Genomic DNA, 13972 nt, shown 5'->3' with positions numbered 1-13972 from the left:
TACCTGATCGCGAAACGGTCAAACAAGCAATAAAACGTGCGGAAGCATGCTTTACCCATCGGTCACAAAGCGTTCGTGATCACGCAACACCGCTCCTTCAGAGTGGCGTCATGAAGCAGAAAGTCTCTGAAGTCACGCGCGCGCGGCACGGCCGCCCCGTCCACCACTGGCGGCGCGACGTGGTCGAACTCGCCGCCCTGTTCACCGCCGTCGCGGTCGCGGACGCCGTGGCCAACCTGATCGGGCACGGCCCGGACGGACCGGCACTGCTGGCGATCTCCGCGGTCGTCCTGCTCGCCACGGCCACGTTCCACGTCTGGTGGGCCCGCAGGCACGGCCACGAACCTCCCACGAGCCATACCGATGCCCGGCCGCGCTCCACCGAGCGGCAGGCCGGGCAGTCGGGACCGTCCGCCGAGGACGCGGCCGGGCGGAGCACCCTGTGGCGGATGCGGACGACGGTGAAGGACACCCCCGGTTCGCTGGCCGCACTGTGCACCTCCCTGGCCGGGCGCGGGGTCGACATCCTCACCCTTCAGACGCACCCGCTGGGCGCCGACACCGTCGACGAGTTCCTGCTTCGCTCGCCCGGCGCGCTCACCGCGGCGGAGATCACCCGCGCGGTGTCCGAGGCGGGCGGCGCGCACACCTGGATCGAGCGGGCCGACCCCCATGACCTGGTCGACGCGCCCACCCGGGTGCTCGGACTCGCCACCCGCACGGCCCTGGACACCTCCGAACTCCCCCTGGCACTGCGGCAGTTGCTGGGCCGCTGCACGATCCGCTCGCTGCCCGCCGCGCCGCCGGCCGGTGCCGACGAAGGCGCGGGTCCGGTGGAGGGCGCGCTGGAGGACACCGTGATGCGTCTGAGCGCGCCCGAGGGCGGAACGATCACCGTGGAGCGGCCGTATCTGCCGTTCACCCCGACCGAGTTCGCGCGGGCGCGGGCGCTGGTGGAGCTGGACGCGCGGCTCGGTCCGCGGGTGCCGCGCGGCCAGGACGTGCTGACGCTGCCGGAGGGCGAGGCGATCACCGTGCGCCGGGCCGACATCCCCGACGTCGAAGCCGCGAAGGCGATGCACGAGCGGTGCTCGCAGCGGACCCTGAGCATGCGTTACCACGGGCCGGTCAAGGACGCCGACCGCTATCTGAACCACCTGCTCAGCCCGCGCTTCGGCCGGACCCTCGCCGCGCAGACGCGCTCGGGGCGCATCGTGGGACTCGGTCACCTCCTGTGGGACGGTGACGAGACGGAGGTCGCGCTGCTCGTCGAGGACGAGTGGCAGCGCCGCGGCGTCGGCGCGGAGCTGCTCGGCCGGCTGGTGACGATGGCCGTCGAGGCGGGCTGCGACAGCGTGTACGCGGTGACGCGGGCCTCGAACACCGGCATGGTCTCCGCGATGCGGGGACTGGGTCTTCCGCTGGACTATCAGATCGAGGAGGGCACGCTGGTGATCACCGCCCGCCTGGACGCCACGCCGGTCACCTCGCGGCTGCCGTATGACGTGCCGAAGGAGTGGAGCGTGCGGGACTGAGCCACGGTCACCCGGCACGAACGGCCCGGCGCGGGATGCGCCGGGCCGTTCGTTGTTCGGTGCGGGGCGCGCCGGACGGAACGCGCCACGCCGTGCGCGCCTCGGGTCAGACCCCGGTCACGGCCTCGACCCGGGCCGCGCCCGCGGACCGGCCGGGCCGCCCGAGCGCCTGGTCCAGGTCCGCCCACAGGTCCTCGACGTCCTCCAGGCCCACCGACATGCGCAGCAGCCGGTCACAGACGCCGGCGCCGCGGCGGTCGTCGGCGTCGACGATGCGGTGGCTGATGGACGCGGGGTGCTGGATGAGGGTGTCGACACTGCCCAGGCTCACGGCCGGGGTGATCAGGCGGACGCCCGCGATCACCTCGTGCGGCTCCCCGTGGACCTCGAAGGCGACCATCGCGCCGCCGATGCGCGGGTAGTGGACCCGGGCCACGCGCGGGTCGGCGGCGAGCCGGCGGGCCAGCTCGGCGGCGCTGTCGGACGCGGCGCGCACCCGGACCGGCAGGGTGGACAGGCCGCGCAGCAGCAGATAGCCGGCCAGCGGGTGCAGCACACCGCCGGTGGCGAAACGTATCTGCCGAAGGCGCCCGGCGAACTCCTCGTCACAGGCCACGACCCCGGCCATGACGTCACCGTGACCGCCGAGGTACTTGGTGGCGCTGTGCAGCACCAGACGGGCGCCCTGCTCGGCGGGACGCTGGAGCACCGGCGTGGCGAAGGTGTTGTCGGCTAGCAGCGGGACCGAGCCGCAGGCGTGGGCGACGGCCCGCAGGTCGACCTCCGCGAGCGTCGGGTTGGCCGGCGACTCGACCATGACCAGGCCGGTGTCGGGCCGCAGCGCGTCGGCGATGCCGGCCGGGTCGGTCCACGTGACCTCGGAGCCGAGCAGCCCCGCGGTCAGCAGATGGTCGCTGCACCCGTACAGCGGGCGCACGGCGACGACGTGGCGCAGGCCCATGGACGCCCGCGCCAGCAGCACCGCGCTGAGGGCGGCCATGCCGCTGGCGAAGGCGACGGCGGACTCGGTGCCCTCCAGCCGGGCCAGGGCGGTCTCGAACCGGGCGACGGTCGGGTTGCCCAGGCGGGCGTAGACCGGCGGGCCGTCCGGCTCTGCGCCGGTCTGCGCGAACGCGTCGATCCGGGCGGCCTCGCCGCGGCTGTCGTAGGAGGGGTAGGTGGTGGACAGGTCGATCGGCGGGGCGTGCAGCCCCTGGCGCGCGAGATCGTCGCGGCCGGCGTGCACGGCCTCGGTGGCCAGGGCCCGGGGTGCGGGCCGGGTGACGGGCGCCGGGGTGGCGGAGCCCTTGAACGTGTCCATGTCGGTGTCCATGAACGGACAGGGTGAACACCGACCGGGTCACAGGATTCGAACGCCGTGCTACGTTCGGCGGGTGGCCGAATCTGTCGTACTGGATCCGGTCGATCTTCAGTTGCTGAGCCTGCTGCAGAACGACGCCCGGACCACCTACCGCGACCTCGCCGCCCAGGTGGGGGTGGCCCCCTCGACCTGCCTGGACCGGGTGACCAGGCTGCGGCGGGCCGGTGTGATCCTCGGGCACCAGCTGCGGCTGGATCCCGCCAGGCTGGGCCGCGGCCTCCAGGCGCTGCTGTCGGTACAGGTCCGGCCGCACCGGCGGGAACTGGTCGGTCCGTTCGTCGAGCGGGTGCGGGCGCTGCCGGAGTCGCTGACCGTCTTCCATCTCACGGGCCCCGACGACTACCTCGTCCATGTCGCCGTGGCGGACATGGCCGACCTCCAGCGGCTGGTGCTGGACGGGTTCACCGCCCACCGGGAGGTGGCCCGGGTGGAGACCCGGCTGATCTTCCAGCGCTGGGACTGCGGGCCGCTGCTGCCGCCTTCGCCCTCGGCGCAATCGGGGTGACGCGCGCCGGGCCGCCGTACGAGGATGGTCCGCATGTCAGACTCCACGAGCCCGCTGCCCCGTGAGGTCGCCGACGCCTATGTCGACGACCTCGTCGCCCTCGACCCGGTCACCGGTACCTACCTCGGCGTCAAGGAGAGTTCGAGCAAGCTGCCCGACCTCTCGCCCGCGGGCCAGGAGGCGCTCGCCGCGCTTCAGCGGGCCACCCTCGCCGCGCTCGACGAGGCCGAGCGGCGGCCCGGCGCCGACAGCGACATCGAGCGCCGGTGCGCCCGGCTGCTGCGCGAGCGCCTGACCGCCGAACTCGCCGTGCACGAGGCCGACGAGGGCCTGCGGGCCGTGGGCAACATGGGCACGCCCGCCCACTCCGTGCGCGAGGTCTTCACCGTCACGCCCACCGGGAGCGACGAGGACTGGGCGGCGATCGCCGAGCGCCTGCGCGGGGTGCCGGCCGCACTGGCGGGCTACCGGGAGTCGCTGACCCTGGGCCTGGAGCGGAAGCTGTACGCGGGCCCCCGCCCGACGGCCACGTTCGTCGAGCAGCTCGGCGAGTGGGTGGACACCGACGGCCACGGCCGCGGCTGGTTCGAGGACTTCGCCGCGGCCGGACCCGAGTCGCTGCGCGCCGAGCTGGACGAGGCCGCGCGGGGCGCGACCGCGGCCGTGGTGGCGCTGCGGGACTGGATGCGGGCGGTGTACGTCCCGGCGATCGAGGGCGCGCCGGACCCGGTCGGCCGCGAGCGCTACGCCCGCTGGTCGCGCTACTACAACGGCACGGACCTGGATCTCGACGAGGCGTACGCCTACGGCTGGGCGGAGTACCACCGGCTGCTCGGCGAGATGCGCAAGGAGGCCGAGAAGATCCTGCCGGGCGCGGAGACCCCGTGGGTGGCGCTCGCGCACCTCGACGAGCACGGGCGGCACATCGAGGGCGTCGACGAGGTCCGCGACTGGCTGCAGGGCCTGATGGACCAGGCCATCGAGGCGCTCGACGGCACGCACTTCGAACTCGCCGAGCCCGTGCGGAAGGTGGAGTCGCGCATCGCGCCGCCCGGCAGCGCGGCCGCGCCCTACTACACCCAGCCGTCGGAGGACTTCTCGCGGCCGGGCCGCACCTGGCTGCCGACCATGGGGCTGACCCGGTTCCCGGTCTACGACCTCGTCTCGACCTGGTACCACGAGGGCGTGCCGGGCCACCACCTCCAGCTCGCGCAGTGGACGTACGTCGCCGGGAACCTCTCCCGCTACCAGGCCACCGTCGGCGGGGTCAGCGCCAACGCCGAGGGCTGGGCGCTGTACGCGGAGCGGCTGATGGACGAGCTGGGCTTCCTCACCGACCCGGAGGAGCGGCTCGGCTACCTGGACGCGCAGATGATGCGCGCGGCCCGGGTGATCGTCGACATCGGCATGCACCTGGAACTGGAGATCCCGGCGGACTCGCCCTTCCACCCGGGCGGGCGCTGGACGCCGGAGCTGGCGCAGGAGTTCTTCGGCGCCCACAGCAGCCGCCCGGCGGACTTCGTGGAGAGCGAGCTGACCCGCTATTTGACGATCCCGGGCCAGGCGATCGGCTACAAGCTGGGCGAACGTGCCTGGCTGCTCGGCCGTGAGAAGGCCCGCGAGCGGCACGGCGAGGCCTTCGACCTCAAGGCCTGGCACATGGCCGCGCTCTCCCAGGGGTCGCTGGGTCTGGACGACCTGGTGGACGAGCTGGCCGCGCTCTGACGCGCGGACGGGTGCGGCGGGGCTCCCGGGCCCTGCCGCACCCGTGACGCGGGACCGCCCGGGCCACGCCGTGCCCCGGCGGTGAGGCGAGTGCGGCGGCGCGGTCCGGGCCCTGCCGCGCCCCTGACGCGGGACCGCCCGGGCCACCCGGGCCACCCGGGCCACCCGGGCCACCCCGTGCCCCGGCGGTGAGGCAAGTGCGGCGGCGCGGTCCGAGCCCTGCCGCACGCCGTCGCTCAGCAGCCGCAGTCCTCCGCGTCCGCGGGGGCGGTCAGCGGGTCGGCCGACCTGCGCTCGCGGCCCTCCCAGGTCTCGTACTCGAAGCCCTCACGCACCCAGTACTCGAAGCCGCCGAGCATCTCCTTGACCTGGTAGCCGAGTTCGGCGAGAGCGAGGGCCGCGCGGGTGGCGCCGTTGCAGCCGGGGCCCCAGCAGTACGTCACGACGGGCACGGACCTGTCGAGGAGCTGTTCGGCCTGCTCGGGGATCAGCGCGGTCGGCAGGTGGACGGCGCCGGGGACATGGCCCTGGTCCCAGGAGGCGGTGGAGCGGGAGTCCAGCACGACGAACCCGGGGTCGCCACCGGCGGCCAGGGCGGCGGCCACGTCGGAGACGTCGGCGTGGAAGACGAGGCTCGCCCGGAAGTAGGCGGCGGCCTCGGCCGGGGCGGCCGGGGCGACGCGCAGGACGGGGCTGGCGGCGGCGGGGTTGGCGGCGGCGGGGTTGGCGGCGGCGGTGGTCATCGCGGACCCTTTCTGCAGGGCTGTCCCACGACAGTGCTGTCCGGGCGACGACGTCGTCTCGCGGCAGCGCTGTCCGATGACCAGAAATCTACGGTCGTTGATCATCTTCCTGAAGTGCCGTTCCACGGCGTGGGCCTTGATCGGCCGGGGATTCCCCTGCTATCCATCGGGGATGACCGCTTTTTCCCCGGACGCCACCGACTGGCGCATCCTCGACGTCCTCCAGCGCGACGGCCGGGCCAGCTTCGCCGAGCTGGCCCGTGCGGTGGCGATGTCCGCGAGCGCGGTCACCGAGCGGGTGCGGCGACTGGAGGAGGCGGGGGTCATCCGGGGGTACTCCGCCGTCGTGGACCCCGACCGGCTGGGCCTGCCGATCCTGGCGTTCGTCCGCCTTCGCTACCCCAGCGGCAACTACAAGCCCTTCCACGACCTGGTCGCGGTGACGCCGGAGATCCTGGAGGCGCACCACGTCACGGGCGACGACTGCTTCGTCATCAAGGTCGCCGCCCGCTCGATGCGGCATCTCGAAGAGGTGTCCGGCAAGATCGGCGCGCTGGGCTCGGTCACGACCAGCGTCGTCTACTCCTCACCGCTCCCCCGGCGCCCGCTGGGCCAGTGACCGCGCCCCCTCGCTGACCGCCCGGCCGGTGCCGCGCTCCCCGCCGTCCGCCCGGCCGGTGACCGGACGGCTCCGGCCGTCCTCCGGGTCAGTGACCGCGCTGGCGCAGCGTCGACCCGGCTCTGCCCTTGACGACCTCCAGCTGGGCGTGGATCCGCCGCCGCAGGTCGGGCACATGGCTGACGATGCCGACACTGCGGTCCCGTTCACGCAGGGAGTCCAGGACGTCCAGGACCTCGTCGAGGGTCTGGTCGTCGAGGCTGCCGAAGCCCTCGTCGATGAAGAGGGTGTCCAGGCGCACACCGCCCGCCTCGTCGGTGACGACGTCCGCGAGGCCGAGGGCGAGGGCGAGGGAGGCGAAGAAGGTCTCGCCGCCCGACAGGGTCGCGGTGTCCCGCTCGCGCCCGGTCCAGGCGTCGACGACATGCAGGCCGAGTCCGCTGCGGCCGCGCCCGGAGCGGTCGTCGGAGTGGACGAGGGTGTAGCGGCCGGAGGACATCCGCAGCAGCCGTGCGGTCGCCGCGGCGGCCACCTGCTCCAGACGGGCGGCCAGGACGTAGGACTCCAGACGCATCTTGCGCTCGTTGTCGGCCGAGGTGCCCGCGGCGAGGGCGGCCAGGCGGGCCACGCGGTCGTGCTCCTCGCGCAGCGGGGCGAGCCGGCGCACCCCGGCGGCCGCACGCTCGGACAGCCGGTCGATCTCGGTGCAGCGCCGGGCGGCCGCGTCCCGCGCGGAGGCGGTCGCGCGCAGCCGCCGGGCCGTCTCCGCGGCATGCCCCTCGGCGCCCGCGAGGTCGGCGGGCGGCTGCTGGGCGGCCGCCGCGGTGTCGGCCTCGGCGAGCACGGACCGTACGGCGGCCTCCTCCAGCTGCCAGGCGTCCAGGCGGCGTTGCAGATCGCGGTGGGCGGCGTCGTCGAGCAGCGCGTCGGCGGCGGCCTGCGGGGTGTCGAACCCGGCCCGGAAGGCGGCGTCGGCGAGCCGGGCGTCGGCGTCCTTGAGCCGCTGGGCGGCGTCCTCGGCGGCGCGGGCGGCCTCGGCGGCGGCGTCCAGCAGCGCGACCTGCCGCTCCAGTTGCGCGGCGCGCGCGGACACGCTGTCCAGGGCGCCCCGCGCCTCGGCCAACTCGCCTTCCAGCGCGGTTCGTTCCCGCTCCAGGGCGTCGCGGCGGGCCACGCGGGAGGCGGACCTGAGGGCGGCCTGCTGGCGGGCTTCGGTGCGGCGCCGGTGCTCCTCCTCGGACCGGCGCAGGTCCTCCTGCGCGGAGTGCAGGGCGGAGGCCTCGCCGCGGGCCCGCGTGTACTGCCGCTCCAGTTCCTCGGCCTCCTCGCCGAGCCGGGCGGCGGTGCTGTCGCCGGCCTCGGCGGTGGCGGCGGCCAGTGCCTCGCGCAGCGCGCCGAGTCGGCGCTCGTCCTCGGCGCGGTTCTCCTCGGCGCGCTGGGAGGCGGCGAGCGCGTGCTCCTCGGCCTCACGGTCCACGTGTCCGGTGACCTTGCGGGCGGGCGCGGGGTGTTCGGTTGCGCCGCAGACCGCGCAGGGTTCGCCGGCGCGGAGGTTCGCGGCGAGTTCGGCGGCGATGCCGGTGAGCCGCTGCTCCTTGAGGTCGAGCCAGTGGGCGCGCGCCTCGACCGCGCGCTGCGCGGAGGCCAGGGCCTGCCGCTGGGCGGCGTCGGTGTCGGCGGCGAACCGGTCGCGCCGCACGGCGGCGTCCAGCCGCCGCCGGGCCGGTTCGCGCTGCACGGCGAGCTGCTCGGCGCGGGTGGCGGCCTCCCGCGCGGTGTCGATCCGGGCCTGGAGGGCGGCGCGGCCGGTCTCCCAGCCGGCGAGCCAGCCGTCGGCCTCGGCGAGGACGTCCTCGTCGGCGCGCTCCTGCCGGTCCAGTCCCGCGCGTTCGGCGCGCAGTTCGGCGAGCCGCTGCTCGGCACGCCGGGCCGAGTCCAGCCCGCCCAGTTCCTCGGCGGCCCGGCGGGCGGCGACGGCGAGCCCGGCCGCGCCCGCGTCGGCGAGATGGCCGGGCAGCGGCGCACGCGCGTGTGCCTCGGCGGCAGCGGCCCGGCGGTGCTCGGTGTCGGTGGCGTCGCGCAGGTCGAGGGCGGGCGCGACGGCCTCCGCCTTGCGGGCCCGTTCCATGCGCCGCTGGGCCGCCCGGTGGGCGTCGGACCGCTCCTGAAGCAGCCGGGCCCGCTCGCCCGCATCGGCGAACCGCCGCTGCAACCGCGCGGTTTCCCGTACGTCGGCCAGGGCGCGCTCGGCGGCGGCCTGGGCGGACTCGGCGGCGGCGAGGCCGCAGCGGGCGACGGTGAGCTGCTCGCGCGCGGTGCTGCGGGCGACGGCCGCCGCGCTCAGCACGGCCTCGGCCAGGCCCGGCTCGCCCGGCGCCAGCTCCGGCAGCTCCATGGCGGCGCCCGCGGCCTGCTGCATGCGGTGCGCGTCCGCGAGCAGCGCGGCGTCCCCCTCGCGCACACCGGCCTCGGCGCCGCGGCGGCGTTCGGCGAGGCGCTTCTCGACGTCGGCGAAGCGCTGGGTGTCGAAGAGACGCCCGAGCAACCGGCCCCGGGCCTCGGCATCCGCGCGCAGGAACCGCGCGAAGTCGCCCTGGGGCAGCAGCACCACCTGGCAGAACTGCTCCCGGCTCATGCCGAGGAGCTGGGTGATCTCCTCGCCGATCTCCTGGTGGGACCGGCTGAGGTCCTTCCAGGCCCGGGCGGTGGCGTCGTACTCGCGCAGCCAGGTCTGGGCCTTGTCGAGGGTGGTTCCGGCGCCGCGCTTCTTGGGCCGCTCCCAGGGCGGCTGCCGGGTGATCTCCAGCCTCCGCCCGGCGACGGTCAGTTCGAGCGTCACGGACGTACGGGCGGCGGGCGCGGCGTGGTCGCTGCGCAGGGCGGTGCCGAGGCGGGCGCCGGGCACCGAGCCGTAGAGGGCGTAGCAGACGGCGTCCAGGACGGAGGTCTTGCCCGCTCCGGTGGGGCCGTGCAGCAGGAACAGCCCGGCGGCCGACAGGGCGTCGAAGTCGACGGTGTGGGAGGCTCCGAAGGGGCCGAAGGCGGTCAGTGCCAGGCGGTGGAGCCTCACCGGGCCACCTCCCGCACGGCCGCGTCCACGCGCACGCCGTCGAAGGCGTCCCGCAGCACGGCCCGCTCCCGCTCGTCGGGACCCGCGCCGCGCACATGGGCCACGAAGTCCTCGGCGATCTCCTCGTCGCTGCGGCCCGCCAGGCGCCGGGCGTAGGACACGTCCGGGTCGTCGGGGGTGCGCTCGGGGTCGAACACCAGGCTGAGGGTGTGCGGGAACCGCTCGGCGAGCCGGGCCATGGGGTCAGCCGGGCGCACGGCGTCGGTGAGGGTGGCCTCGACCCAGGCGTCCTCGTGCGGGGCGAGGGCCGGGTCGGCGAGCAGGTCCTGCAGGGTTCCCCTGATCCTGGCCAGCGCGCGGGGCACCGGACAGTCGAGACGCTCGGCGGCGACCGCGCCCCGGGCGTCGAGCTCGACGAGCCACATGCTCTTGCGGTGGCCCGCCTCGGAGAAGGAGTACGGCAGCGGGGAGCCGCAGTAGCGGACGCGGTCGGTGATGGTCTGGCAGCCGTGCAGATGCCCCAGCGCCACGTAGTCGACGCCGTCGAAGACACCGGCGGGGACGGCGGCCACACCGCCGACGGCGATGTCCCGCTCGCTGTCGCTGGCCTCGCCGCCGGTGACGAACGCGTGCGCCAGGACGACGGAGCGCGTGCCCCGCGCGCGGGTGGCGAGGTCGGCGCGGACCCGGTCCATGGCTGCCGCGAGCACGGTCTCGTGCCCCGGCCGCTCGATTGCGAACTCGTCCTTGACCAGGGCGGGTTCGAGGTACGGCAGTCCGTAGAAGGCGACGTCCCCGTGGGCGTCCGGCAGCACCACGGGCGTGCCGCACGCGGCCGGGTCCGTCCGCAGATGGATGCCCGCGCGCCCGATCAGCCCGGCCCCCACGCCGAGCCGTCGCGCGGAGTCGTGGTTGCCGGAGATCATCACCGTGGGGACGCCGAGACCGGCCAGCCGGTGCAGGGCCTCGTCGAACAGCTCCACCGCGGCGAGCGGCGGCACCGCCCGGTCGTACACGTCTCCCGCCACGACCACCGCGTCCACCTCGCGCTCGCGCGCGGTCGCGACGAGGTGGCCGATGAACTCGGACTGGGCACCGAGCATGTTCACCCGGTGGAACGCCCGGCCGAGATGCCAGTCGGAAGTGTGCAGGAGCCTCATGATCCCCGAGGTTAACGGCCGGGTCTGACATCACGGGCGGCAACTCCAGTGATGTCTGTTCCGGGCGTTCGGCCGTCGGCTCGTCAACGCGGGGCCCGGACGGGCAGATTGTGGTTGCCGTTCGTCGGGTTTCGGCCAATGTGAGAAGAAGCACGTGCGGGCCCTTCCCGGTGGCCTACATTGACTGCCCGGTCCGGACGGGAAGTACGGGGGACGAAGTTATGGATCCGGTGACGGCCGTGGCGGCGGCAGGTGTCGCGCTCGTGGTCAAGGGGGCACTGGAGTCGGCGGGCCAGGAGGCCGGGCGGTCGGGCTGGGCCGGCGGGGCCCGCCTGGTCGAGCGGATCCGCACGCGGTTCCGCGGACATTCCGACGCCGAGGACGCCCTGGAGCGGGTGGCCGGCGCACCCGACGACGAGAGCGCTCGGCAGACCCTGGAACGCCAGCTCGCCGCGCACATGCTGCTGGACTCGGCCTTCGAGGCGGAGATGCGCCGGCTGGTCGACGAGGCCGTCGCCGCGCAGGGCCGCGGCGGGGCGCAGATCAGCGCGGCTCTGATCAAGAACGCCCAGGTGTTCAACGGCAAGGTCGAAGTGCGGGGCGACTGGACGACGTCGTAGAGGCCCCGGCCCACGCCCGTACGGGCTGCGAGCCGCGCCTCTCCTCGCCGGACAGTGCCGTGCGGGCACGCGCGCGTGGCGGTCCGCGGACGGGGCGTACGACCCTCACGGGGCGGCTCACGACCGAGTCACGGCGGGCCTACGGCCGCACCCCGGGGGCGCGCGACCGGGGCCCCGGGGGCGGCGCACGACAGGACTCCGGCGCGTGACCGGAACACAGCCATTGATCCGAAGGCCGAAGAGCACAGCATGAGCGAGGAAAGCTCCGCCAGGAGCCCGCGGCCCGAGCGCCGTGCGGCCACCGTCGACGACACCCCGAAGGACCCGCCGCGGGACGCCCCGGAGGACCCGCCGCGGGACGGCACGCCACCGGCCGCCGGGCCGCAGGCCGGCGGCGAGGACCACGACGGCCCGGTCAGCGAGCAGGACGCGCTGCGCGCCCTCGCCTCGGGAGCCGGGCGCGACGACGCCGAACGGTCGGAGGCGCTGCGCGCGGGAGCGCTGGCCGACGAGATCGCCCGGCGGCTCAACGCCGACGCCTCCGGCACCCGTATCGGCACCCTGGCCCTGTTCAACGACAGCGTCAGCTTCGGCGGCGGCTTCCACTCCGGCGACGCCGGCCGCGGCACCGCACGGCGGGGCGGCACGGAGGTCGCCGCCCTGGACGAGACCGAACTCGCCGACCACACCGAACTGTTCGTCCAGCCCGACGGCTACGACGAGGCCGTGGACGCCCTGCGCGAGCGGCGGCTGCTGGTGCTGACCGGACCGCCCGGCAGCGGGCGCGAGGCGGCCGCCGTCAATCTGCTCGCCGAGGCGATGGTCCTGGACGGCGGCGGCGCGGGCGGCTGTCACCGGCTGCAGACGCCTTCGGTCATCCTGACGGCGGGCTGGCAGCCGCCGGTGAAGCACTCCGGGTATCTCGCCGCCCTCGACGACGGCCCGGCCGCGGTGGAGCGCCTGGCCGCCGAGTCCGGCACCGGCGGCTCGCGCGCGACGGACCGGTGGGCGGCGGTTGTGGCGGCGCTGCGCGCGGCCGACTGTCATCTGGTCCTCACCGGCGGCCATGACCTGGAGATCCTCACGGCCGGACCCGGCGCCGACCATGTGGCCCGGCACACGCTCGGACCCGTCGATCCCCTGGCCGTCGTCGAGCGCCGGGTCCTCGGGCACGGCGGCAGCGCGCGGGCCCAGGCCGACCTGCGCGCCCTGCTGGAGCGCAGCGGCGCCGCGACAGCGCTGCGCGAGCAGCCAGCCGCGCGCAACGCCGCCCGGCTGGCGTCCGTGATCCGCACGGACGGGGACGTGGCCGCCGCCGTGGCCCGGTTGCGCGACCCGAGCGCCCAGGTCCGTGCCTGGTTCGACCGGTACCGCGACCCGGAGGCCGTGTCCTTCGCGCTCGCCGCGGCCGTGCTGGAGGAGTGCGGCTACCTCACGGTCGCCGACGCCGCGATCCGGCTGCGGGCGGCGCTCACCGAACCCGACCCGGCCCCGCCCGCCCTGCGGTTCGGCGACCGGCTCGGACACGAACAGCAGTGGATCCGCCTCGATCTGCCCGCCGCCGACGACCTGACGGCCGGCCCGCCCCGCCTGCGGTTCCGCAACGCCCTGCTCGGCCAGGTCATCCTCGCCTACGCCTGGACCGCGCTCGACGGACAGCGCGACGCCCTGCTGGACTGGCTGCGGACGCTGCTCGGCCATCGCGACCTCGAGGTACGCGCGCGGGCCGCCGTCGCGGCGGGGGTGCTGGCCCTGGCCGATCCGCACTACGCCGTGCACCGCTTCCTCACCACCTGGGCGGGCGGCACCTCCTGGCCCCTGCGGCAGGCCGCCGCCACCGCGCTGAGCGTGGCGGGCAGCCGCCCCGAGACAGCCGAGGCCGTGTGGAAGCTGCTGGACCAGTGGGCGGGCGGTGGCACCTCGGCCCATCAGCGGCGGCTGGCCGGTACCGCGGCCGACACGGTGGGCGGACTCCTCGGCCGGACCGCGCCGGAGCGGGCCGTCGCGGTGCTGCACCGGGCGCTGGACCGCGGAGACGACTGGGGCACGCTCCCCTCGGTGGCCTGGGGCGGCCTCCATCTGATCCACCAGGGGCGGACGGGGGAACTCCTGGACGCGTACCTGGACTGGTCACAACCGCAGGACCTGTCCCCGATGGTCGTCAAGACGCTGTCCGCGTTCGTGTTCGCCGTGTCCCGGCCCTACGAACCGCCCGTCCTGGCCGCGGCCGGGCCGGGCAGCGAGCCGGAACGCGTGCCCGGCGTCCCCGTCCTGCTGTCCGAACTGCCCCTCCACCACGAGCGGCTCGCGGAACTGTGGGCGAGAGCCCTGGCCCGCAGGCCGGTGCAGGACCCGGCGCTCGAAGCGCTGCGCGGCTGGATCGACGAGTACGCCGACGCCGCCCCCGGTGGCCTCGACGCCGTCGGCGCGCTGCTGGTGTCCGTCGCCCGGCGGCCCGGCCGGCACCGCGAGCGGCTGCTGTGGTGGCTGGAGAGGTGGGCTGACGCCCGGGAGGACCCGTCGCCCAATGCCGCCCGGCTGCTGCGCACGCTCGACCGCGGCCGCTGATCCACCCGCGCGCCCGCCTCGGCGCGCCGTCCGCAACCGACACCAC

At 75.4% G+C, this 13972-nt stretch carries 10 protein-coding genes; 6 read left to right on the top strand and 4 right to left on the bottom strand.

What is annotated here, in order from left to right:
- The first annotated feature begins 110 nt into the window (after nucleotides 1–110).
- Nucleotides 111–1535: a GNAT family N-acetyltransferase gene (locus tag ABZZ79_RS18330; protein ID WP_356689959.1), complete on the top strand. Its 1425-nt coding sequence runs from the start codon at nucleotides 111–113 to the stop codon at nucleotides 1533–1535.
- 106 nt (nucleotides 1536–1641) lie between these two features.
- Here ABZZ79_RS18330 and ABZZ79_RS18325 read toward each other — a convergent pair whose 3' ends face one another.
- Nucleotides 1642–2856 (bottom strand): PLP-dependent transferase, encoded by a 1215-nt coding sequence (locus tag ABZZ79_RS18325; RefSeq protein WP_356690077.1) that lies wholly within the window; start codon nucleotides 2854–2856, stop codon nucleotides 1642–1644.
- Nucleotides 2857–2929: 73 nt separating this feature from the next.
- Between ABZZ79_RS18325 and ABZZ79_RS18320 the strand changes: the two genes are divergently transcribed.
- The gene (locus ABZZ79_RS18320; RefSeq protein ID WP_356689958.1) at nucleotides 2930–3421 is read left to right on the top strand and encodes an Lrp/AsnC family transcriptional regulator; all 492 of its coding nucleotides are present in this window, start codon (nucleotides 2930–2932) and stop codon (nucleotides 3419–3421) included.
- A 33-nt stretch (nucleotides 3422–3454) separates the two neighbouring features.
- Nucleotides 3455–5146: a DUF885 domain-containing protein gene (locus ABZZ79_RS18315; RefSeq protein WP_356689957.1), complete on the top strand. Its 1692-nt coding sequence runs from the start codon at nucleotides 3455–3457 to the stop codon at nucleotides 5144–5146.
- Nucleotides 5147–5382: 236 nt separating this feature from the next.
- Here ABZZ79_RS18315 and ABZZ79_RS18310 read toward each other — a convergent pair whose 3' ends face one another.
- Complete coding sequence (locus ABZZ79_RS18310; RefSeq protein WP_356689956.1) at nucleotides 5383–5889, bottom strand: rhodanese-like domain-containing protein; 507 nt, start codon at nucleotides 5887–5889, stop codon at nucleotides 5383–5385.
- Nucleotides 5890–6061: 172 nt separating this feature from the next.
- On the opposite strand from ABZZ79_RS18310, the gene ABZZ79_RS18305 reads away from it, so the two are divergent.
- Nucleotides 6062–6508: an Lrp/AsnC family transcriptional regulator gene (locus ABZZ79_RS18305; protein WP_356689955.1), complete on the top strand. Its 447-nt coding sequence runs from the start codon at nucleotides 6062–6064 to the stop codon at nucleotides 6506–6508.
- Between the two features lie 88 nt (nucleotides 6509–6596).
- Here the strand turns inward: ABZZ79_RS18305 and ABZZ79_RS18300 are convergent, their stop codons facing one another.
- Both ABZZ79_RS18300 and ABZZ79_RS18295 read right to left on the bottom strand, forming a co-directional pair.
- Entirely contained in the window at nucleotides 6597–9578 is a 2982-nt protein-coding gene (locus ABZZ79_RS18300; RefSeq protein WP_356689954.1) for an SMC family ATPase, read from the bottom strand.
- The gene (locus tag ABZZ79_RS18295) at nucleotides 9575–10738 is read right to left on the bottom strand and encodes an exonuclease SbcCD subunit D (protein ID WP_356689953.1); all 1164 of its coding nucleotides are present in this window, start codon (nucleotides 10736–10738) and stop codon (nucleotides 9575–9577) included. Before ABZZ79_RS18295 ends, ABZZ79_RS18300 begins: the two co-directional genes overlap by 4 nt.
- Before the next feature lie 221 nt (nucleotides 10739–10959).
- On the opposite strand from ABZZ79_RS18295, the gene ABZZ79_RS18290 reads away from it, so the two are divergent.
- Both ABZZ79_RS18290 and ABZZ79_RS18285 read left to right on the top strand, forming a co-directional pair.
- Nucleotides 10960–11358: a hypothetical protein gene (locus ABZZ79_RS18290; protein WP_356689952.1), complete on the top strand. Its 399-nt coding sequence runs from the start codon at nucleotides 10960–10962 to the stop codon at nucleotides 11356–11358.
- 249 nt (nucleotides 11359–11607) lie between these two features.
- Nucleotides 11608–13926: a hypothetical protein gene (locus ABZZ79_RS18285; protein WP_356689951.1), complete on the top strand. Its 2319-nt coding sequence runs from the start codon at nucleotides 11608–11610 to the stop codon at nucleotides 13924–13926.
- The last annotated feature ends 46 nt before the right edge of the window (nucleotides 13927–13972 follow it).

Origin of the sequence: Streptomyces sp. NPDC006458, assembly GCF_040612135.1 — a bacterium.
In the GTDB taxonomy this organism is placed as follows: Bacteria; Actinomycetota; Actinomycetes; order Streptomycetales; family Streptomycetaceae; genus Streptomyces.
This window is presented reverse-complemented; position numbering and strand designations above follow the sequence as displayed.